Annotated in this window: 18 protein-coding genes; 8 read left to right on the plus strand and 10 right to left on the minus strand. The window is 67.5% G+C overall.

The genetic code is table 11. From position 1 onward, the window contains the following. Positions 1–58: 58 nt before the first annotated feature. From LPB04_RS23570 to LPB04_RS23580, 3 genes are read right to left on the minus strand one after another with little or no spacing between them, the layout of a single operon-like run. Entirely contained in the window at positions 59–1,360 is a 1,302-nt protein-coding gene (locus LPB04_RS23570) for a D-amino acid dehydrogenase (RefSeq protein ID WP_193689254.1), read from the minus strand. Between the two features lie 46 nt (positions 1,361–1,406). Next, the gene (locus tag LPB04_RS24205) at positions 1,407–3,404 is read right to left on the minus strand and encodes a PepSY domain-containing protein (protein ID WP_227496791.1); all 1,998 of its coding nucleotides are present in this window, start codon (positions 3,402–3,404) and stop codon (positions 1,407–1,409) included. A gap of 23 nt (positions 3,405–3,427) precedes the next feature. Beyond that, a complete protein-coding gene (locus tag LPB04_RS23580; protein WP_193689255.1) occupies positions 3,428–4,996 on the minus strand; it encodes an ABC transporter substrate-binding protein in 1,569 nt (522 codons plus the stop codon). Between the two features lie 315 nt (positions 4,997–5,311). On the opposite strand from LPB04_RS23580, the gene LPB04_RS23585 reads away from it, so the two are divergent. Genes LPB04_RS23585 through LPB04_RS23595 form a run of 3 tightly spaced genes read left to right on the plus strand, consistent with a single transcriptional unit; the run spans position 5,312 to position 8,702 of the window. Then, positions 5,312–6,529, plus strand: a complete 1,218-nt coding sequence (locus LPB04_RS23585) for a DUF1624 domain-containing protein (protein ID WP_193689256.1) — start codon at positions 5,312–5,314, stop codon at positions 6,527–6,529. Continuing rightward, positions 6,529–7,275 (plus strand): hypothetical protein, encoded by a 747-nt coding sequence (locus LPB04_RS23590; protein WP_193689257.1) that lies wholly within the window; start codon positions 6,529–6,531, stop codon positions 7,273–7,275. The genes LPB04_RS23585 and LPB04_RS23590 overlap by 1 nt, the downstream gene beginning before the upstream one ends. Before the next feature lie 11 nt (positions 7,276–7,286). Next, the gene (locus LPB04_RS23595; RefSeq protein WP_193689258.1) at positions 7,287–8,702 is read left to right on the plus strand and encodes an aspartate ammonia-lyase; all 1,416 of its coding nucleotides are present in this window, start codon (positions 7,287–7,289) and stop codon (positions 8,700–8,702) included. Positions 8,703–8,743: 41 nt separating this feature from the next. Here LPB04_RS23595 and LPB04_RS23600 read toward each other — a convergent pair whose 3' ends face one another. The 7 genes from LPB04_RS23600 to LPB04_RS23630 form a co-directional block, all read right to left on the minus strand. Next, on the minus strand, positions 8,744–9,103 hold the full coding sequence (locus tag LPB04_RS23600) for a cupin domain-containing protein (protein WP_193689259.1): 360 nt from the start codon (positions 9,101–9,103) through the stop codon (positions 8,744–8,746). 28 nt (positions 9,104–9,131) lie between these two features. Further along, positions 9,132–10,100 (minus strand): M14 family metallopeptidase, encoded by a 969-nt coding sequence (locus LPB04_RS23605; protein ID WP_193689260.1) that lies wholly within the window; start codon positions 10,098–10,100, stop codon positions 9,132–9,134. Then, positions 10,097–11,602, minus strand: coding sequence for an NAD-dependent succinate-semialdehyde dehydrogenase (locus LPB04_RS23610; RefSeq protein WP_193689261.1), 1,506 nt, complete (start codon positions 11,600–11,602; stop codon positions 10,097–10,099). Before LPB04_RS23610 ends, LPB04_RS23605 begins: the two co-directional genes overlap by 4 nt. 153 nt (positions 11,603–11,755) lie before the next feature. Continuing rightward, a complete protein-coding gene (locus tag LPB04_RS23615) occupies positions 11,756–12,253 on the minus strand; it encodes an Lrp/AsnC family transcriptional regulator (protein ID WP_193689170.1) in 498 nt (165 codons plus the stop codon). 173 nt (positions 12,254–12,426) lie between these two features. Further along, entirely contained in the window at positions 12,427–13,815 is a 1,389-nt protein-coding gene (locus tag LPB04_RS23620; RefSeq protein ID WP_193689171.1) for an aspartate aminotransferase family protein, read from the minus strand. 139 nt (positions 13,816–13,954) lie between these two features. Then, complete coding sequence (locus LPB04_RS23625) at positions 13,955–14,887, minus strand: 2-hydroxyacid dehydrogenase (protein ID WP_193689172.1); 933 nt, start codon at positions 14,885–14,887, stop codon at positions 13,955–13,957. Then, positions 14,884–15,702, minus strand: a complete 819-nt coding sequence (locus tag LPB04_RS23630) for a GNAT family N-acetyltransferase (protein WP_193689270.1) — start codon at positions 15,700–15,702, stop codon at positions 14,884–14,886. Before LPB04_RS23630 ends, LPB04_RS23625 begins: the two co-directional genes overlap by 4 nt. A 270-nt stretch (positions 15,703–15,972) precedes the next feature. Between LPB04_RS23630 and LPB04_RS23635 the strand changes: the two genes are divergently transcribed. The 5 genes from LPB04_RS23635 (at position 15,973) to LPB04_RS23655 (ending at position 20,459) form a co-directional block, all read left to right on the plus strand. Next, positions 15,973–16,329 carry a hypothetical protein gene (locus tag LPB04_RS23635; RefSeq protein WP_193689173.1) on the plus strand — a complete coding sequence of 119 codons (357 nt, stop codon included), beginning with the start codon at positions 15,973–15,975 and terminating at the stop codon, positions 16,327–16,329. 69 nt (positions 16,330–16,398) lie between these two features. After that, entirely contained in the window at positions 16,399–17,748 is a 1,350-nt protein-coding gene (locus LPB04_RS23640; protein WP_227496785.1) for a TolC family protein, read from the plus strand. A gap of 12 nt (positions 17,749–17,760) precedes the next feature. Next, positions 17,761–19,155, plus strand: coding sequence for a multicopper oxidase family protein (locus LPB04_RS23645; RefSeq protein ID WP_193689174.1), 1,395 nt, complete (start codon positions 17,761–17,763; stop codon positions 19,153–19,155). Between the two features lie 47 nt (positions 19,156–19,202). After that, positions 19,203–19,556 (plus strand): copper homeostasis periplasmic binding protein CopC, encoded by a 354-nt coding sequence (gene copC, locus LPB04_RS23650; protein ID WP_193689175.1) that lies wholly within the window; start codon positions 19,203–19,205, stop codon positions 19,554–19,556. Beyond that, positions 19,557–20,459 (plus strand): CopD family protein, encoded by a 903-nt coding sequence (locus LPB04_RS23655; protein ID WP_193689176.1) that lies wholly within the window; start codon positions 19,557–19,559, stop codon positions 20,457–20,459. The last annotated feature ends 127 nt before the right edge of the window (positions 20,460–20,586 follow it).

The raw sequence follows: 20,586 nt of genomic DNA on the forward strand, positions 1-20,586 counted from the left end.
TCGGCATTGCTGTGAACGAAGATGTCCCGAGATTTCTAGCTGCTTCGTCCTGCAATACTCAACGCACCCAAGCGCGCGCCAGGGCCGGCGCGGGTGCCGGGCTAGACGTCCCCGCATAGCGAAACACCGCCAGGTCGTCCGCCGGAATGGCTGGCGCCTTGCCGCCCACCAAGGAGGCGATCACGCTGGCTGAGCCGCAGGCCATGGTCCAGCCGAGCGTGCCGTGGCCGGTGTTCAGGAACAAATTGCGCAGCGGCGTCGCGCCGATGACCGGGGTGCTGTCGGGCGTCATCGGGCGCAGGCCGGTCCAGAAACTGGCGCGTGCGAGGTCGCCCGCGCCCGGGAACAGGTCGTCGACTACCATTTCCAGCGTCTGGCGGCGCGCCGGATTCAGCTTCCTGGCATGGCCGGCGATCTCGGCCATGCCGCCGACGCGAATGCGGTCCTCGAAGCGGGTGACGGCGATCTTGTAGGTCTCGTCGAGAATCGTCGAGACGGGCGCCCGGGCGGCGTCGACGATGGGCACCGTGATCGAATAGCCCTTCAGTGGATAGACCGGCAGCGGGAACCAGGTCGTCAGCAGCGCACGCGAGTAGCTGCCCAGCGCCAGCACGTAGCGGTCCCCCATGAATACGCCCTTGTCCGTTTCCACGCCGTCGACTTCGCCATCACTGACCGAGAGGCGCCGGATTGCCGTATCGAACTGGAATTTCACACCCAGCACGCGCGCCATCTGCGCCAGGCGGGTCGTGAACAGCTGGCAGTCGCCCGTTTCGTCGTTTGGCAGGCGCAGGCCGCCGACCAGTTTTTCGCGCACCTGCGCCAGGGCCGGCTCGCTGGCGGCAAGCTGTCCGGCGCCCAGGAGTTCGAAGGGCACCCCTGCTTGCCTGAGGACCTCGATGTCCTTGGCGGCGCTGTCGAACTGCTGTTGGGTGCGGAACAATTGCAGGGTGCCGCGCTGGCGGTCCTCGTAGCGCATGCCGGTATCGGCGCGCAACTGGCGCAGGCAATCGCGGCTGTATTCGGCCAGGCGCACCATGCGCTCCTTGTTGACGGCGTAGCGCTCGGGCGAGCAGTTGCGCACCATCTCCCACATCCAGGCCAGCTGGAACAGCGAGCCGTCCGGGCGGATGGCCAGCGGCGAGTGGCGCTGGAACAGCCACTTGAAGGCTTTCAGCGGGATGCCGGGGGCCGCCCAGGGCGAGGCATAACCCGGCGAAATCTGCCCTGCGTTCGCGAAACTGGTCTCCAGGGCCGGACCGGGCTGGCGGTCGATGATCGTCACCTCGTGGCCGGCCCGCGCCAGGTAATAAGCGGTGCTCACTCCGATCACGCCGCTGCCCAATACGATAACGCGCATAGATTTTCCTGAAACGATTGAATGTTGAATGGAAGGCCGGGGCGGATCAGAGATCGAGCGTCAGGCAGGCATTGCGCGCCCGCGAGCAGCAGGGCGCGAACACCTTGTTGCGGGCGCGCTCCTCTTCGCTCAGGCAGTGGTCGCGGTGTTCGGGCCGGCCCTCGATGACGCCGATCAGGCAGCTGCCGCACACGCCCTCGCGGCAGGAATGGGGCACCGGCAGGCCGGCCGCCAGCAGGGCGTCGAGCGCGGTCTGTTCGCGGCCGACCTGGATTACCCGGCCGCTGCCGGCGAGGCGTAGTTCGAAGGGCGCATCAACAGTAGAATTCGCGCCACCGGCCGCGGCGCCCGCGAACACTTCGCGGTGCAAGCACGATTCTTCCCAGCCGGCGGCGCGCGCCGTGTCGAGTACCGCATCCATGAATCCGGCCGGACCGCAGACATAGACATGGGCACCGTCTTTCGGATCGGCCAGCAGCGCGGACAGCGCGTGTCGCCCGCCCGGCTGGCCCTCGCTGAAATACAGGTGAACCCGTGCGGCGAAGGGCGATTCCATGAGCCGGTCGACGAAAGCGGCGCGCTCGCGCGTGCGGACGAAATAATGCAGTTCGAAGTCGGCGCCTCCGTCGGCCAGCTGCTCGGCCATGGCCAGGATCGGCGTGATGCCGATCCCGCCCGCGAACAGCAGCGAGCGCCGCGCCGACGGGCACAAGGGAAAATGGTTGCGCGGCAGGCCGACCTCGAGCAGGTCGCCGGTCTCGACCTCTTCATGCATCGCGCGCGAGCCGCCGCGCGAATCGCCCGCATGCTGCACGCAGATCAGGTAGCGATGGCGCTCGCGCGGGTGGTTGCAGAGCGAATAGTGGCGCACCAGGTGCGGCGCCGCCCGCACTGCGATGTGGGCGCCGGCCTCGAAGCGCGGCAGGCGAGCGCCGTTCGCGCCTACCAGCTCGAAGGAGCAGATGCCGGCGGCTTCCTCGGTCTTGCGCGCGACCCGCAGATGCAGGCGCGCCGACTGGCGCTGCGCCTGGCGCGCGCGGCTGCGCTTGCGCAGCCAGCTGGCGGTGCCGGTCCAGGCCAGGCCGGCTACCGACAGCGCGCCCGCGCACAGCAGCAGCTGCATGACCAGGCCGCCGGTCCAGCCGTAGTGGATGCCGGCCGCCGTCAGGTACAGCTTGTGCGCGAGCGTGTGCGACGCATACGGCACATGGCGCAGCAGCGCGCCGCTCGCGGGATCGAGGAGTACGTAATCGAGGGCGTTGGCATGGGGCGCATCCGGACCGAGCATCTCGAAGCTGGCCGCCTGCGCCGACGCGCGCGGCAGGCGGATCTGGATCCGGCGCGCCTGCGGCACCAGCGTCTCGGCCCGGGCCAGCAGCTGCGCCAGCGACGCGTGGGTGGCGGTTGCCGGCGCCGCCGGCGCGGTCGGTCCGGCGGCGCCCCAGGAAAACGCCTGCAGCACGCCGGTCAGGGTACTGACGAGCAGAATGGGCGCGGCGTAGAAACCGAGCTTGCGATGCCAGTCCAGCTGGCGCGCGGCGCCCGCCAGGCCGCGCCGCCGGCGCAGGTTGTTCAGGCCGCCGGACCACCACAGCACCACCCCGGCCAGCACCAGCGCGGCGAAGGCCGTGCCCGTGACTTTCAGAAGCAGGCCGTCGCCAGGCGCGAAATTCAGGCCGTGCAGCCAGGACAAGGTGCCGAGGGCGCCGCCATACACTGGGCGTGCACCCAGCACCCGCGCGCTGCAGCGGTCGACGTGGATCCACTGGCCGTCGCTGAAACGCACGCGTGCGCTGCTCGCGGGATCGCTCGTCAGCCGGATCAGGGTCAGCGCGCCCGCATCCGGATGGGCGGCGCGCGCGGCATCGACCAGGCGGTCCAGCGGCAGCGGGCTGGCGCAACGCGGCGCCAGCAGCAGCGGGGCGTTCAGCGCCGGGTCGAGCTGGCTCTTGAACACGAGCACGGCGCCGCTCATGGCGATCAGCAGGAACAGCATGCCGCCGGCCAGTGCTGTCCAGCGGTGCAGTTGGCGCAGGGGCTGCATCGGTATCGCCAGGGAGCGCCGGCTCAGGCGTCGACCCAGACCTGCTCCGGGCAGTTGTAGCCCATGAAGGAGCCGAGCGGGTGCGAGGAGGCACCCTTGACGCGCTTGCTGAGCCCTTCGAGGATCGTGATGAAGACCGGGATGCCGACGCCGCAGTGCTGGTGCACCAGAGTCTGCATGTCCGCGTACATCAGCTTGCGTTTCGCTTCGTCGGTCTCGGCGCGGGCCGACACCAGCAGCTGGTCGAAGCGCTCGTTTTTCCATGCCGAGCCGTTCCAGGGCGCATCCGACTTGAAGAACTGCGTGAAGACCATGTCTGCACTGGGACGCGGGTTGACGTTGCCGAAGCCCATGGGCGACTTGTTCCAGTGGTTCGACCAGTAGCCATCGGCCGACACCCGTTTCACCTTCAGCTTCAGGCCAGCCTTGTAGGCGGACTGCTGCAGCAGCATCGCCATGTCGACCGAACCGGTGGCCGCCACCGAGCACACCACCGGCAGTTCGAGGTCCAGCACACCGGCGCGCTTGAGGTGGAAGCGGGCGCGTTCCGGATCGTAGGGGCGCTGCGGCAGGCCGGCGAAATAGAAGCGGTTGCTGGGCGCGATCGGCTGGTCGTTGCCGAGGTCGGCATAGCCGCGGAAGGCCGCGCGCTTGATCTGCTCGCGGTCGATCAGGTATTTCATGCCGGTCGCGAAATCGGGATGGCGTCCGACGCCCAGGTCCTTGCGGATGATCAGGTCGGTGTACAGGCCCGATTTTGCCTCCAGCAGCGCGGCGCGCGGCTCCTCGCGCACCCGTTTGGCGCTGCGCGGATTGACGTCGTTGATCCAGTCGACGTCGCCCGACAGCAGTGCGTTGACGCGCGCCGATTCGTCGGGAATGCCGAACAGGACAATCTCGTCGAGGTAGGGCAGGCCCGCCTTCCAGTAGTACGGATTGCGCACCGCCACCGTGCGCACGCCGGGCGTGAATTCCTTGCACAGGAAGGCGCCGGTGCCGACGGCGGTATCGAAACTGGTGGCGCCGTCCTTGACGATCACGAAGTTGGCCGTGGCCAGGATGACCGGCAGGTCGGCATTCGCGCCCTCGAGGACGATCCTGACGGTGAGCGGGTCGACGGCCGTCACCGACGCGAACTGTTGGGCGACCGACTTGACCTTGGAACCGGTCGCCGGCAGCTTGTGGCGGTTGAGCGAGTAGACGACGTCGGCCGACGTGAATGGCTTACCGTCGTGGAACACGACGCCCTTGCGCAGCCTGACGGTCCAGGTGAGCGCATCGTCGGTCTCGAAGGCTTCGGCCAAGGCCATCTGCGGGGCCAGGTGGGCGTCGAGGGTAGTCAGGCCGTTGTAGAACATGTGCGCGCGCAGGTAGTCGGTCGACAGACCGGCCTTGGCCGGGTCGAGCGTATCGGCGCTGGAACTGGACTGGGTGGCGATTGTCATGCGTCCGCCCTTGCGCGGCTGCGCCGCTGCCGCGTGTGCGCTGCCGACCAGGATGCCGCCGGCGCTCAGCGCCACGCTCCCGGCAAGCAGGGAACGCAGGGCATCGCGGCGCGAGCAGGCGCCAGGGAGGGAAGTCGAATCGGTCATCGCAATGGTTCCTGTGGCTGGTGACGAAGGCCAGGGATGGCCTCGTGACCTGGCTATTACACCATAGGCCGGGCGCAGAAATGTCGCGTTTCGCGCAGGACGCGGCGCACATTGCGTGGTTTTGCGGCGGCCATTCAGCATAGCTTGCTGGGCCCCTCGGTCACGCAACAATATGCTTTTCGTGCCCCATCTTCGGGTGCGAAACGTCGTGGCCAGCCTCGAACAAAGCACAAAAAAACCGTGCTGCGCCGTAGAATTTTCCAGAGCAGGCCCAGATGACGAATCACAGATGTATTCAATGCGAGGTAGAGAACTATGGACCAAACGAATATGTACAACCCATCCGTGTGGAACGGCGGCAGCGCAGCAGCGGGAAGCCTGACCGGCCAGGCGAAGCTGGTGCGCTCGCGCATCGCGGTGATCGATGTCATGCGCGGCCTGATCATGTTGATCATGCTGTTCGACCACGTGCGCGAAACGCTCTACCTGCACATGCAGGTGACCGACCCGATGACCATCGCGCAGACCGCACCCTCGCTGTTCTTCACGCGCCTGGCGGCGCATTTCTGCGCGCCGATGTTCGTGTTCCTGACCGGCCTGTCGGCCTGGCTGTATGCCCATCCCGCGGCCGGACCGCGCAATGCGACCGGCTTCCTGGTCAAGCGCGGCCTGCTGCTGGTCGCGCTGGAACTGGTGGCGGTGAACTTCGCGTGGGCCGGCCAGTATCCGCCGGCGGTGCTGTTCCTGCAGGTGATCTGGGTTATCGGCCTGGCGATGATCGTGCTGGCCCTGGTGCACCGCCTGCCGCTGGCGCTGCTGGGTGCGGTCGCGCTGGCCATCATCTTCGGCCACAATGCCTTCGCAGGGCTCAGCTTCACCCCCGGCAGCTTCGCCCAGGCGGCGTACACCGTGCTGCTCGAGCGCGGCTACCTGATTTCCGAAGGCGCGGTCAAGCTCAAGGTCACCTATCCGCTGCTGCCCTGGATCGGCGTCATCCTGCTCGGCTACGTCTGCGGTCCACTGTATGGCGCGGCAATGCAGCCGGGCCGCCGCAAGCAGCAGCTGGTCACCATCGGCCTGGGCGCGCTGGCGCTGCTGCTGGTCCTGCGCGGCTTTAACATCTACGGCGAAAACGCGCCCTGGGTGACGGGCGAGACCGGCATCCAGACCGTCATGTCTTTCCTGAACTTCACCAAGTATCCGCCCTCGCTCGACTTCGTCCTGATGACCATCGGCACCGGCATGCTGTGCATGGCGGCGCTCGAGAAGCACGACAACTGGTTCACGCGCGCCTGCGCCACCTTCGGCGGCGCCCCGATGTTCTACTACCTGTTCCATCTCTACCTGCTGCTGGGGATGCAGCATGCGCTGGTAGCCATGTTCGGCGCCAACCATGGCGAGCGCTTCGGGGTTGATTCGATCTGGCCGGTGTGGATCGTGTCGCTGCTGCTGATGCCGATCCTGTATGTGCCCTGCCGCGCCTTCGCGCGCTACAAGCGCACCTCGACGCAAGCCTGGGTACGGTATTTCTGATGCGCGCAAACATGATCGACATGCGCCGCTGGCTGGCCGCCTGCCTGCTGCTGCCCTGCCTTGCCGGGGGCGCGGCGGCGACCGAGGACACGGACACGCCGGGCCCCGGCGGCTGGGAGCACAACATCGGCATCAGCGCCACCCGCACCGCGCTGGGTGGCTGGGAATACGGCCTGCCGGAGGGAGACCTCAACTTCGGTATCGGCGAGCACGGCCAGCTGCTGCTGGGCGGCAGCCGGCTCAGCCTGCGCGAGCCGGGCGCGGCGCGCCTGGACGGCACCGGTGGCGCCGTCGTCGGCCTCAAGTGGCGCCTGCTCGACCACGAGAAGGCGGGCTTCTCGCTGGCGGTATTCCCGCAGTACACCTGGACGCCATCGAAGCGTGCCGAACGCAGCGGCCTGGTCGAGCGCGAACGCAGCGTGATCCTGCCGTTGATCGTCGGCTTTCATGCCGGCGAGACGGGCGTCTTCCTCGAGGCCGGACGCAAGCTCGCCTCGAACGGTGGTGAGCGCGAGTGGGCGGGCGGGATCAAAGTCCTGAACCAGTGCACGCCGCGTATCGAGTGCCGCATCGAATTCCAGCGCAGGCTGGTGAGCGCGGTCGCGCACGAGACCACCGCCAGCGCCGGCTTCAAGTTCGCGCTGAACGAGAGCCTGCTGCTGGTGACCGGCCTGGCGCGCGATGTCGGCACCCATACCGGCAACGGTGCATTGAGCATGAATCTAGGATTCCAGTTCGTACGCTAAGGGAAAAGACGATGAAGACACGGATGGAGCACGACCTGCTGGGCGAACGCGCCGTCCCGGAGGACGCCTATTACGGCATCCACACCGTGCGGGCCCGCGAAAACTTCTGGATCAGCGGCGCCCGGCTGGCCGACTATCCCGACCTGGTGCTGGCGCTGGCGACGATCAAGCAGGCCGCCGCGCTGGCCAACTGCGAACTCGGCGTGCTCGACCCCGGCAAATGCGGCGCCATTGTGCAGGCCTGCGGCGAAGTGCTCGATGGCAGCCTGCACGAGCACTTCGTGGTCGACATGATGCAGGGCGGCGCCGGCACCTCGACCAACATGAATGCGAACGAGGTGATTGCCAACCGCGCGCTCGAACTGCTGGGCCGCCCGCGCGGGGCCTACGCCTGGCTGCACCCGAACGAGGACGTCAATCTCAGCCAGAGCACGAACGACGTCTATCCCTGCGCGCTCAAGCTGGCATTGCACGCGGCCGGCCTGCGCCTGCTCGATGCTTTCGATGCGCTGCGCGCCGCCATCGACGCCAAGGCGGTGGAGTTCGCGGCGGTCCTCAAGATGGGCCGCACCCAGCTGCAGGACGCGGTGCCGATGACCCTGGGGCAGGAGTTCGCCACCTATTCGGTGATGCTGGCGGCCGACCGCGCCGCCTTGCTGCGCGCGCTCGATCGCCTGTGCGAAATCAGCCTGGGCGCGACCGCGATCGGCACCGGCATCAATTCGCCGCCGGGCTATACGCGGGCAGTGCGCCGGCACCTGGCGCGGCTGACCGGGTTGCCGCTGCGCACCGCGCCCGACCTGGTCGCCGCCACCCAGGATACCGACGCTTTCGTCGAACTGTCGGCGGCACTGAAATCCTGCGCGATCAAGCTGGGCAAGGTCTGCAACGACCTGCGCATGCTGTCCTCGGGTCCGCGCGCCGGTTTCGGCGAAATCAACCTGCCGCCGATGCAGGCTGGATCGAGCATCATGCCAGGCAAGGTCAATCCGGTGATCCCGGAAGTGGTCAACCAGGTGGCCTTCGAGGTGATCGGCAACGACCTGGTCGTCACGCAAGCCGCGCAGGCGGGCCAGCTGCAGCTCAACGCCTTCGAGCCGGTGATCGCCTTCAGCCTGTTCAAGAGCCTGACCCACCTGCGCGCGGCCTGCTACACGCTGGAGACGCGCTGCATCAGCGGCATCACGGCTAATCCCGAGTATCTGAAGTCGGTGGTGCACGGCTCGATCGGGCTGGTCACGGCCTTGAATCCGTATATCGGCTACGCCAGGGCCAGCGCGATCGCGCGCGAAGCGCAGGTGTCCGGACGCGGCATCGCGGAACTGGTGCTGCAGAAGGGGTGGCTCAGCCAAGCGCAGCTGGACGAGATACTCCGGCCCGAGTTGCTGACCCGGCCGCCGGCGGATCTGTCGGAAGCGGCTGGATGAACGTACGGTGGGCGAGGCCACTGGCCTCGCCCACCCCTACATTAACGGCGTTCCGTCACCACCCAGAACTTGCTGGCCGGCTCCACGATATCGAACACACCCTTGAAGCCCGGCGGAATGATGCCGGTGTCGCCCGGCCCGTAGGCAAGGGTCGTGCTGCCGTCTTCATTCGAAATCTCCACCTTCCCCGTCAGGATGTGAAAGAACTCGTGCTTGTCTTCGTCGAGGGCGATGCGGTAGCTGCCGGCTTCGGCGCTCCAGGTGCCCGAGCGCACGCCGTGGGCGTCGTTCGCAAAATATTCCTGGCTGGTGCGCAGGGGATTGCCGCGGATGCGGCGGTCTTCGTCCGGGTGCTGCTGCTTGATGTCGGGCGTGATGTCGTAAAAGCGGAGCATGGTCATGTGGGCCTCGTTAAGTAAAGGTTGAAAATCAGTCGAGCAGCTGGCCGAAGCGCACCACCGTCACGCCCGGACGCAGCTGGCGCAGCGAGGGCATGACGAGCACGCAGTTCGGGTAGGGCGTGGTGACCGGTTCGCCGTCGTTCCAGCCGATCACGCTACCCTGTTCAGGAAAGGTTTCGAGCCCGGTGTAGGGACCTGCGAAGCGGAAGTCCATGCTGCGTGCGACCACCGGATCGGTGACGCGCACGACCTTGACCGGCTCGGTGCGCGGCGCCAGCCAGCCTGCCGGCAGGTCCGGTTCGTCGACCACGCCGGCAAGCAGCAGGAAACGCGCGCAGCAATCGCGGGCGACGTCCACCGCTTTCGCTTCCCAGTGCTGGCCGCACTCGATTAGCAGCGCTTCCTTCGGACTGGCGGGGTCGCCGAAGCCGGCGTAGTCGCGCATGCGGCGGCCTTCGGGGTGGCCGGCGTCGCTGACGATCCAGGCCGGCACGCCCAGCTTGCGGGCGAGGGCGATTCCTTTCTCGTGCGGGCCGCAGACGTTCAGCGGCGCGCTGCGTTCATGCATCGAGTGCAGATCGAGCAGCCAGTCGACGCTGTCGACCAGCGGGCGCATGGCGCGCGCGCGCCGCAGTTCGCTCGAATCGCGGGCGGCGTTGTCGAGGATTGCCTCGCTCCAGACGCGGTTGAAATCCTGGTCGACGTAGCGGGAGGCGTCCGGATTGGCCGGTTCGAAGCGGGCGTAGGCGTCGACGTTGGCGAAGGCGAGCGTCAGCTTGCCGCGGCGCGGACGCAGGCCGGCGTCGATCAGCCCGCCGACCGCGATCGCGCCGCAGACCTCATTGCCGTGGGTGAGGGCATTGAGCATCACGTGCGGACCGGGCACGCCGCTGTCGAAGGTCCAGGCGTAAGGCAGGCCGGCATTGCCCGCGGCATAGGGCGAGATGTCGGGAAAGGCGACTTCGATCGGATAGGTTTCGTGGTCTGCGGTGTTCATTCGACGCCTCCCAGGCACAAGTATTTGGTATGCATGTAATCGTCCAGGCCATAGCGCGATCCTTCGCGCCCATAGCCCGATTCCTTGACGCCGCCGAAGGGCGCCGATTCGGCCGCCAGCGCGCCTTCGTTGATTCCGACGATCCCGGTTTCCAGAAGATCGGCGACGCGCCAGACGCGCGCGATGTCGCGCGAATAAAAATACGCAGCCAGGCCGAAGGGTGTGTCGTTGGCCTGCGCCACCACCTCATCCTCGTGCTCGAAGGGGAAGAGGGCGACCACCGGGCCGAAGGTCTCCTCGTTTGCGAGCAGCATGCCGGCATGCGCGTTGCCGATCAGGGTAGGGGCGTAGTAGGTGCCGTCGGGTGCGAGCCGTTCGCCGCCGGCCAGCAGCACGCCGCCGTGCGCCAGGGCGTCGGCCACGTGCTGCATGATCTTGTCGAGCGCGCGCAGGTTGATCATCGGGCCGACCTGCGAACCCGGATCGCTGGCGGGGCCGACTTTCAGGGCCGACACCTGCGCGCCCAGGCGTGCGGCGAAGGCGTCGTAGACGCCACTCTGCACGTAGACCCGGTTCGGGCTGACGCAGGTCTGGCCGCCGTTGCGGAATTTCGCGACCATCAGGCCTTTTACGGCGGCGTCGAGGTCGGCATCGTCGAACACGATGAAGGGTGCATTGCCGCCCAGTTCGAGCGAAAGTTTTTTCAGGGTGGCGGCCGAGTCGCGCGCCAGGCTCTTGCCGACGGCGGTGGAACCGGTAAAGGTGATCTTGCGCACCCGCGCATCCTTCAGCCATTCGCCGACCACGACCGGCGTCTGGGCGCGCGAGGCGGTCACGATGTTGATCACGCCTAGCGGAATGCCGGCTTCCTCGGCGAGGCGCACCAGGGCCAGCGCGGTCAGCGGCGTGTCCTCGGCCGGTTTGGCCAGTACCGTGCAGCCGGCCGCCAGGGCGGGGGCGATCTTGCGGGCGATCATCGCCAGCGGGAAGTTCCAGGGCGTGACCGCGGCCACCACGCCGACCGGCTCCTTCACCACCATCAGCTTGCGGCCACGCCCGCCCTCGGGAATCATGTCGCCGTAGGTGCGCACGGCTTCCTCGGCAAACCACTCGACATACGAGGCGCCGTAGCCGACTTCGCCGCGTGCTTCCGCCAGCGGCTTGCCTTGCTCGCGCGAGATCAGGCGCGCCAGGTCGTCGGCATTGGCCAGGATCAGCGCGTGCCAGCGCTTGAGCAGCTGCGCCCGTTCGCGCGCCGGGCGCTTGCGCCATGATGCGAAGGCTGCGGCGGCGCTGTCGGCGGCAGCGCGCGCATCAAGCACGTCGCTGTCGGCCACCTCGGCGAAGGCCTGGCCGCTGGCCGGGTTGGCGATGGTATAGGTCGCGCCGTTCCGGGCGGGTGTCCATGCGCCGCCGATGAAGTTGCTCGAGCAGACGAGCTCGGGACGGTTCGGCTGCAAGGCGTCATCGTCGATGACGGCGATAGGGAGTCTACTGTTCATGGCGGCGCCCACGATGGGTTGAGATAGCAATGATCTTAGCCAGCCCGGGCGTGTCGCATGGCGCGTAATGAGGTCGCCGAAAGAACGGAAATTGGGAATTTCGGACGAGGGCGGCATTTTGTGCCGCGGCGCGTCCTGATGGCGAAGCGGCTGTTACGCGGTTTGCGCGAACAGCTTTTCGACCGGATAGTAGCTCTTGGTGAAGGGCGACTTGATGACGATATAGCTGAAGTATTTCTCGATGCCGATGTGGGCGTCGAGCAGTCCTTCGATGATGGTCTGGTAGTGCACCACGCCGCTGGTGACGAACTTGAGCAGGTAGTCGAAGCCGCCGCTGACCAGGTGGCATTCGGTTATCTCGTCGATCTTGCGGGTGGCCGCCTCGAACTTGGCGAAGTCCTCGCGGCGGTGATCGGACAAGGTGATCTGCGTGAACACCATCTGCACATTGCCGATCTTTTCCATCTCGACCTGGGCGCCGTATCCCGTGACGAATCCGCCTTTTTCCAGGCGCTTGACGCGGATCAGGCAAGGGCTCGGGGACAGGCCCACCGACTCGGCCAGGTCCACGTTCGCAATGCGTCCGCTACGTTGCAGATGAGCCAGGATCCTGATATCGATCCTGTCCAGTTTGAAGGCACCATCGAGCATACAATCCCCCTTACGACATATCTACAAAGCAAAACTGTAGTCGATTGTAGCAGGCAATCTGCATAAAATTGCCGGGGGCGCAGCATAATATTTGGTGTGTGCTATTTTAATACGGTACGTATTGCCGAAGTTGCCCGAATGCATGTGCGGCGCCACGGCGCCGCACATGCGGATCAGCGCATCGCCGCGCGCACCGCCGGCAGTTCAAGCACCTCGTCGAGCGTGCGCTTCAGGCGCATGAAGAGCAGGTCGAATTCTTCTTCCGTGTAGCACAGCGCCGGCGCGAAGCCGAGGATGCTGTCGTTAAAGGCGCGGAACACCAGGCGGTTGCGGTAGGCCGCTTCGGCCACCGCTTCATTGACGCGCAGGGCCGGATCGAACTGCCGCTTGCTCTTCTTGTCCGCCACCAGTTCCAGGGCGCCGACCAGTCCGCGGTTGCGGGCGTCGCCCACCAGCGGGTGCGCCAGCAGCTCCTGCAGGCCGGCCGTGAAGCGCGGCGTCACCGCGATGCCGTTGGCGAGCAAGCCGCCTTCGTGGTACAGGCGCAGCACTTCCAGGCCGATCGCCGCGGCGACCGGGTGCGCCGAATAGGTCTGGCCGTGGCCGACCGCGATGTCCGGTCCCGCGGCCTCGGAGATGGCGTCGTAGATCGCACTCGACATCATGACCGCGCCCATCGGCGCATAGCCGGCCGTCAGGCCCTTGGCCATCGTCATCAGGTCCGGTTCCACGCCTTCGGCCTCGCAGGCGAACAGGGGGCCGGTGCGCCCGAAACCGGTGATGACCTCGTCGACCGCCAGCAGGATGCCCAGCTCGCGGCAGGTGTCGGCTATTGCCTTGAGCCAGCCGACCGGCGGCACGATCACGCCGCCCGAGCCCTGGATCGGTTCGCAGAAGAAGGCCGCGACGTTCTCCGCCCCCAGCTCGGCCACCTTGTCGCGCAGCGCCTGCACGGAGGCGGCGATGATCGCGGCGTCGTCCTGGCCGACCGGATTGCGGTAAGGGTAAGGAGAAGGGATGTGGTGCTGCTGCAGGGTCGGCAGGTCGAAGTTGCGGTGGAAGACCGGCAGGCCGGTCAGGCCGGCGCCCGCGGCCGAGGAGCCGTGGTAGCCGCGCTGCAGCGAAATGAAATGCTTCTTCTGCGGCTTGCCGAGCGCATTGTAGTAATAGACCACGTAGCGGATCGCGGCGTCGACCGCGTCCGAGCCGCCTTGCGTAAAGTAGACGTGGCGCAGGGACTTCGGCGCCAGCTCGACCAGCTGCGCCGCCAGCCGGATGGCCGGCTCCGAGCCGTAGCTGAAATAGCCGGTGGCATACGGAAGGCGCGCCATCTGTTCGGTGGCGGCGCGCACGATGCTTTCCTGGCCGTAGCCGGTGTTCACGCACCACAGGCCAGAGAAGGCGTCCAGCAGTTCGTTGCCATCGATGTCGCGCAGGAAGGCTCCCTTGCCGCTGTCGAGGACCGTGACGCCGCGCTTTTCGTGGGCGCGGAAGTTGGTGACGGGGTGGATCAGGTGCTGGCGGTCGAGTGCGACCAGTTGGTCCCGGTTCGTGCTTGGCATGGTAGTCATTCCTGTTGATGAATGATTCCATCATAGGTGCAGTTGGGCAGCGCGAGCTTGCGTACTGGGCCTGCCGGAGGGGGTGTTCGTTGTGAATTCGCGGCGGCTTCGGCATATTCTGCTGCCGTCCTCGGGAGGCTCAATAGCCGCGTCCGCGCTCGACCAGGCCGGTCAATACCTGTCCCGAGTGGTGCCGTTGAATATTGTCGAGCACGACCTCGACCGCCGTTTCCGGCTGCGTCATGCTGGCGACGTGCGGCGTCAGCATGATCCGCGGATGCTGCCAGAACGGGTGACCGGCCGGCAGCGGCTCCGGCTCGCAGACGTCGAGCACGGCCTGCGACAAGTGGCCCGAGTCGAGCGCTTCGAGCAGCGCGTTCTGGTCGAGATGAGGACCGCGCCCGCACTGGATCAGCGCGGCGCCGCGCGGCAGGACGGCAAACAGCGCGCGGTCCAGGATGCCGCGCGTGCTGTCGGTCAGCGGCAGCAGGCAGACCAGGATATCGGTGCGCGCAAGGAAAGCTTGCAAACCCTCGGCGCCGCTGTAGCAGTCGACGCCTTCGATCGTATGCTGAGAGCGGCTCCAGCCGGCGCAGGGAAAGCCCAGGCCGCGCAGCTGGACCAGCACCGCCTGCGCCAGCACGCCCAGTCCCAGCACGCCGACGCGGCGCGCGCCGGCCGGGCGCACGCGGCGCGCCTGCCAGGTCGCGGCACGCTGCTGCTCGCGGTAGGCCAGCCACTCGCGGTGAATCGAGAGCGTTGCCAGGGTCACGTATTCGACCATGCCGCCGACGATGCCCGGTTCAACCATGCGCGCCAGCGCCACCTGCGGCGGAATCGCGGCCAGGTCGAACTGGTTGATCCCGGCGCCGACCGAGAACAGGACTTCCAGGTTGGGAAAGCAGGACAGGCTGGCCGGCGGCAGCCAGGCTGCCAGGTAGCGCACGCGCGCCGGATCGCCCTCGTAGGGCCACTGCGCGAACTCGATATGCGGCGCCTTCGCCGCGAACAGTGCGGCCCACTCGGCGCCGCGCACCGGATCGGCCTTGTATAGGAAAACGTCGGCGCTCATCCGAGCGCTTGATTGATGATGGCGAACTGCTTGATTTTCGCATCGGGCAGCGGCGGCTCGCCGCGCACCATCGCCACCACCGAGTCGACCTGGATCAGGCCGAGACCGTTGAGCCAGTCGCCCAGGCCGCTATTCGCGGGCACGTCGATGCGCACGAAGGAATCGGCATAGGTGCCGGTCCAGTGGCTGATCAGGGCCTTGGCGCGTTCGATGTCCGGTGCGATGACCGGGCCGATGGCGTAGCCATGGCCGAAGCGGCGCAGCATGGCAAAGCCGATCACCTCGTCGTAGCGATCGATGGCGACGCACTCCGCCACATCCTGCAGGGCGGCCAGCACGGTAGCGCGGGGCATGCCGCTGGCGCGCGCCCCGAGGGCCGCGAGCTTGGCGCCGTCGCGCGCGCCGAGCGGACGAATCCGTTCGCCGGGCGGGAGTGCGATCAGCGGCGGCTGGAACACCGTGCCCTGGTGCTGGTGAATGGCGCCGATGCTCTCGAAGCCGAGGCGCTGGTACAGGGGGGCGCCGCTTTCGGTCGCGTGCAGCAGCACGTCGCGCTTGCCCAGTTCCGACATCGCCTTCGACATCAGCTTCTTGCCGATGCCGCGTCCCTGCCAGTCGCGCGAGACGATCACCATCCCGATCGATGCGAACTGGGTGCCGTGGCTCCAGCAGAGGGCCGTGCCGACGATGCCGTCCTCATTCTCGGCGACAAAGCCGGTGCCGAGCCGGTGCACCAGGCGCCAGTCATCGGCGCGGTGCGGCCAGCGTACCGACATGGACAGCTTGTGCGCGGCCTCGATATCGTGTTCGGACATGCGGCGGTAGCGGATGTCGGTTTCAGTAGCGGGGGTTGTCACCACATTCTCCTTTTCGTGCACCTGGTCGGTGCTGGTGGAGGAGGATGCTACCGCAGCCATAGGGCCTGCGCCAGCACCCGCAAAAGAACGCAAGGATGTCCCGCGCCATGCCGCCGTTTCGGCACAAACTGCCGAAAGCGGCGCGCATTTTCGCGGGATATCGCAAGTTGATTTTTTCGGTTCCGATCCGCTTGACCTTCCCCCTGTGGGAGGCGTTACAGTAGGGGCATGAAACGCTCGTTGGTCCACCTCCTGCTCGGTATTCTCATCTGCGTCACCTCCCTCCAGGGCGTCGCGGCGGGGCTGCTCGCATGCTGTGGAGTGGCGCCGGCAAGCCGCCAGCATGCCGCCGCGGACCAGGGCGCCGGCCACCATGCGCATCCCGCGCGCGCCGCCGAGCACCAGCATGCGGCGCAATCCTGCTCGTCCTGCCTGGCCTGCTGCAGCGCGCCGGCGGCACTGCCCGCGGCGACGCTTGCCATGTCCCTGTTCCAGGCCGAATCCAGGTTCCCGCTGGCGCTGCCTGCGCCCGGCGGCCATATCCCGGACACGCCCGAGCGTCCACCGCGCCGCCAGATCGCCTGACCGTTACGGGCAGTCCCGGCCGCACGCGCGGCCCGGCGACTAATATCTTCGACACGATCTGGAAGCACCATGAGAACAATCCATTGGCGTGCGCCGGCGGCCGCCTGCGCAGTCGTGCTGCTGGCCGGCTGCAGCACGTTTTCACCCGACGGCGGACTCGACGCCGTCTCCAGCATGACCGGCGCACGCATCGGCCAGCCGGTCAGTTTCAAGCGCGACGACGCCGCCTTGCGCGCCGCCGCCGACGCGGTTTTAAAACAGCCGCTGTCGGTGCAGGGCGCGGTCCAGGTGGCGCTGGCCCACAACAGCGGCCTGAAGGCGGCACTGGCGGAACTCGGCATTTCCGAAGCCGACCTGGTGCAGGCTGGCCGCCTGCGCAATCCGGGCTTCTCGTTCAGCCGCTCGCGCGCCGGCGACGAGCGCGAAATCGAGCGCGCGCTCAGCGTCGACCTGATCGGCCTGATCACCATGCCCATCCGCCAGCGCATCGAACAGCGCCGCTTCGAGCGCGCCCAGGTGACGGCCGCGCGCAGCGCCGTGCGCCTGGCCCACGACACGCAAAAAGCCTATTTCGAAGCGCTCGCGGCGAACGAGCGCGCGCGCTACATGGAGCAGGCCAGCCAGGCGACCGAAGCCTCGGCCGAGCTGGCGCGGCGCATGGCGCGCGCCGGCAACTGGAGCGCCCTGGATCAGGCGCGCGAGCAGGCCTTCCACGCCGAGACGCTCGATGGACTGGACCAGGCGCGGCTGGGCGCCGTCGCCGCGCGCGAGACCCTGGCGCAGCTACTGGGCGTGACGGCGGGCGAGGGCGGATTCGTTCTCCCGGAGCGGTTGCCGGCGCTGCCCGACACGCTGCGCCCGCTGCAGAACGTGGAACAGGAAGCGCTGGCCTCGCGCCTGGACATCCAGGCCGCCAAGGCCGATACCGCCGAGACGGCGCGCGCGCTGGGCCTGACGCGCGCGACGCGCCTGGTGAACGTGCTCGAGGCCGGCTACATCAACACCAGCACCAGCGGCGAGCCGCGCAAGAACGGCTACGAGGTAAGCCTGGAGCTGCCCCTATTCGACTGGGGCGGCGCCAATACCCACCGCGCCGAGGCGCGCTACATGCAGTCGCTGCACCTGGCCGCTGACACCGCGCTGCGGGCGCGCTCAGAAGTGCGCCTGAGCCACGCCGCCTATCTCGGTGCCTACGCCCGCGCGCGGCGCTACCGAGACGAGATCGTCCCGCTGCGCAGGCAGGTCTCGAACGAGGTGCTGTTGCGCTACAACGGCATGCTGGCCAGCGTGTTCGAACTGCTGGTCGACGCACGCGAGCAGATCGCCAGTGTGCAGGCCTCGATCGACGCCCAACGCGATTTCTGGATCGCCGAGACCGCCCTGCAGGCGGCCATCCACGGCAGCGGCAGCAAGGAATAGACAAGGAAAACCATGTTCACACGCAGACACTTTTTCAAGAGCGCAGGCGCCGCCGCCGTCAGCGCGGCCGCCGTCAGCCGGGTCGGCGCGGCTTCGCTGCCGGAAGCGGTGGTGCAGACCGATGCCCGTACCCAGCCGCCGCCGGCACCAGGCAACGGGCGCCATTTCAATCCGGTCGTCACCCTCAACGGCTGGTCGCTACCCTGGCGCATGAACCGCGGCGTCAAGGAATTCCACCTGGTGGCCGAACCCGTGGTGCGCGAGCTGGCGCCGGGCATGAAGGCGAATTTATGGGGCTATAACGGCCAGTCGCCGGGGCCGACCATCGAGGTGGTCGAGGGCGACCGGGTGCGCATTTTCGTCACCAACCGGCTGCCGGAGCACACCAGCATCCACTGGCACGGGCAGCGCCTGCCGAACGGGATGGACGGGATCATGGGGCTCACCCAGCCCGGCATCCCGCCGGGTAAAACCTTCGTCTACGAGTTCGAGGCGAAGCGGCCCGGCACCTTCATGTACCACCCGCATGCGGACGAAATGGTGCAGATGGCAATGGGGATGATGGGCTTCTGGGTCACGCACCCGAAGGACCACCGCTTCATGCAGGTGGACCGCGATTTCGTCTTCCTGCTCAGCGGCTACGACATCGAGCCGGGCACTGCGACGCCCAAGGTCAACACGATGCTCGACTTTAACCTGTGGACCTTCAACAGCCGCGTCTTCCCCGGCATCGACTCGATGAACGTACGCCAGGGCGACAAGGTGCGGGTCCGGGTCGGCAACCTGACGATGACCAACCACCCGATCCACCTGCACGGTCACGAGTTCACCGTCACCGGCACCGATGGCGGCTGGACCCCGCCGGCGTCGCGCTGGCCGGAAGTAACCACCGATATCGCCGTCGGCCAGATGCGCGCCGTCGAATTCATCGCTGACGCGCCCGGCGACTGGGCCTTCCACTGCCACAAGTCGCACCACACGATGAACGCCATGGGCCACGCGGTGCCGACCATGATCGGGGTCGACCATGCCGGCGTAGCGGAAAAGATCAATAAACTGGTCCCGGACTACATGGTCATGGGCGACAAGGGCGGCTCGATGGACGGCATGGAGATGCCGCTGCCGCCCAACACGCTGCCAATGATGACTGGAGATGGCCCCTACGGCAGCGTCGAGATGGGCGGCATGTTCACCGTGCTCAAGGTGCGCAAGGAGCAGAAGCGCGGCGACTACACGGATCCGGGCTGGTACCGGCACCCGGCCGGCACCGTGGCTTATGAATGGACCGGCGAGCTGGCCGAGCCGACGCGCAGCAGCAGCGCCGGCGGCAAGCTGATGCCGCTCAAGCAGGGCGCCGACCTGAACCTGAACGTGCGCAAGCCCTCCGGCCACACGGGACACAACTAACCAACGCAAGACCCCAAGCTTTTTCTACTTCACTCAGGAGCCGCACCATGAAAGCACTGCACACCCTCGCCATCCTCGCCGCCGCCGGCGCCATCTTCGCCGCACCTTACGCAGCCGCTCACGCGGTTCTGAAGGAATCGAGCCCCGCGGCCAACAGCACCGTGGCCGCGCCCAAGGAAATCTCGCTGCTGTTCAACGAAAAAGTCGAACCCGCGTTCAGCTCCGCCAAACTGGTCGACGCCGTCGGCAAGGAAGTCGCCACCGGCAAGGGGCAGGTCGAGAACGACCGCCTGACGCTCGCCGTGCCCGAGCTGGCGCCCGGCGCCTATTCCGTGCAATGGGTGGGCGTCGGTCCCGACGGCCATCGCCGCAAGGGACAGTTCCAGTTCACGGTGAAGTAAATGGACGGCGCCACGCTGTTCCAGGCGGGATCGAGCTTCGTCGTCAATCTCGCGTTTGCCATCCTGGTCGGCGCCCTGTGCACGCGCTGGCTGCTGCGCGGCGCCGCCCGGGACGCGGAAGGCGCGGCGCCGGCCGCGATCATGCGCATCGAACGCTGGGCCGCGTTGCCGGGTGCGGTCGGCGCCGCATGCGGACTGTGGGCAGCGGCGGCGGTGATGGGCGGCGTCGGCCTGGGCGAGGCCCTGTCCATGCTGGCGCCCACCCTGGGCACTGCCTACGGGCAGGCCGGCCTGCTCGGCCTGGCGGCCTTGGTCGCTGCGGCGCTGCTGGTGCTGCCGGCCGCGCGCGGGGGCGGCGCCGATGCACTGCTCGCGCTCGCGCTGCTGGTGTGGTCGGTGGCGCGAGTCTCGGTCAGCCATGCCGTCGAGGACGGGTTGCTCAGCCTCGGCGTGCTGGTCGAGTGGCTGCACCTGGTGCTGGTCGCGCTCTGGCTCGGGCTGGTTGCAGTTGGCGGCTTGCTGGTGCTGCCGCGCGTGCGCAGCGGCTGGCCCGGGATGGGACAGCTGGGCGCCTACCTGGAGCGGGTGTCGACGCTGGCCACGGTGGCGCTGGCCGGCATCCTCGTCACCGGCATGTATAACGCCTGGCATCGCCTCGGCAGTCTCGACCAGCTGTTCGGCAACCTGTACGGCAATGCGCTGGCTTTGAAACTGGTGCTGGTGGCGCTGGCGGTGGCGCTGGGCGGCTACAACAAGCTGTTCGGCTTCCCGGCGCTGGCCGCCTCGCTTGTCAAGCGTTCGCTGGTGCTGGCGGTACTGCGGATCGAACTGGTGATCCTGGTCGGTGCGCTGGCGGCGGCGGTGGTCCTGACCTCGAACCAGCCGCCGGGAACCTGGTCCTGAACGGGGGAGGTGCCTGACGGCGTGCAGATGGCGCTGCGCCGGCCTGCGTCACCGGTTCTGACCGCGGAAAGCGGATCGGGCGTTCCCGTCGCCGGAAACGCCCGATTGCGCGCCCTGCCAAGGCGGC

The sequence above is a fragment of the Massilia litorea genome, from assembly GCF_015101885.1.
GTDB classification, from domain to species: domain Bacteria; phylum Pseudomonadota; class Gammaproteobacteria; order Burkholderiales; family Burkholderiaceae_D; genus Telluria; species Telluria litorea.

Excerpts from the sequence above, each read along its gene's own strand:
- LPB04_RS23570 (WP_193689254.1), bottom strand. The coding sequence starts at position 1,360 with ATGCGCGTTATCGTATTGGGCAGCGGCGTGATCGGAGTGAGCACCGCT.
- LPB04_RS24205 (WP_227496791.1), bottom strand. The coding sequence starts at position 3,404 with ATGCAGCCCCTGCGCCAACTGCACCGCTGGACAGCACTGGCCGGCGGC.
- LPB04_RS23580 (WP_193689255.1), bottom strand. The coding sequence starts at position 4,996 with ATGACCGATTCGACTTCCCTCCCTGGCGCCTGCTCGCGCCGCGATGCC.
- LPB04_RS23585 (WP_193689256.1), top strand. The coding sequence starts at position 5,312 with ATGGACCAAACGAATATGTACAACCCATCCGTGTGGAACGGCGGCAGC.
- LPB04_RS23590 (WP_193689257.1), top strand. The coding sequence starts at position 6,529 with ATGCGCGCAAACATGATCGACATGCGCCGCTGGCTGGCCGCCTGCCTG.
- LPB04_RS23595 (WP_193689258.1), top strand. The coding sequence starts at position 7,287 with ATGAAGACACGGATGGAGCACGACCTGCTGGGCGAACGCGCCGTCCCG.
- LPB04_RS23600 (WP_193689259.1), bottom strand. The coding sequence starts at position 9,103 with ATGACCATGCTCCGCTTTTACGACATCACGCCCGACATCAAGCAGCAG.
- LPB04_RS23605 (WP_193689260.1), bottom strand. The coding sequence starts at position 10,100 with ATGAACACCGCAGACCACGAAACCTATCCGATCGAAGTCGCCTTTCCC.
- LPB04_RS23610 (WP_193689261.1), bottom strand. The coding sequence starts at position 11,602 with ATGAACAGTAGACTCCCTATCGCCGTCATCGACGATGACGCCTTGCAG.
- LPB04_RS23615 (WP_193689170.1), bottom strand. The coding sequence starts at position 12,253 with ATGCTCGATGGTGCCTTCAAACTGGACAGGATCGATATCAGGATCCTG.
- LPB04_RS23620 (WP_193689171.1), bottom strand. The coding sequence starts at position 13,815 with ATGCCAAGCACGAACCGGGACCAACTGGTCGCACTCGACCGCCAGCAC.
- LPB04_RS23625 (WP_193689172.1), bottom strand. The coding sequence starts at position 14,887 with ATGAGCGCCGACGTTTTCCTATACAAGGCCGATCCGGTGCGCGGCGCC.
- LPB04_RS23630 (WP_193689270.1), bottom strand. The coding sequence starts at position 15,702 with ATGTCCGAACACGATATCGAGGCCGCGCACAAGCTGTCCATGTCGGTA.
- LPB04_RS23635 (WP_193689173.1), top strand. The coding sequence starts at position 15,973 with ATGAAACGCTCGTTGGTCCACCTCCTGCTCGGTATTCTCATCTGCGTC.
- LPB04_RS23640 (WP_227496785.1), top strand. The coding sequence starts at position 16,399 with ATGAGAACAATCCATTGGCGTGCGCCGGCGGCCGCCTGCGCAGTCGTG.
- LPB04_RS23645 (WP_193689174.1), top strand. The coding sequence starts at position 17,761 with ATGTTCACACGCAGACACTTTTTCAAGAGCGCAGGCGCCGCCGCCGTC.
- copC (WP_193689175.1), top strand. The coding sequence starts at position 19,203 with ATGAAAGCACTGCACACCCTCGCCATCCTCGCCGCCGCCGGCGCCATC.
- LPB04_RS23655 (WP_193689176.1), top strand. The coding sequence starts at position 19,557 with ATGGACGGCGCCACGCTGTTCCAGGCGGGATCGAGCTTCGTCGTCAAT.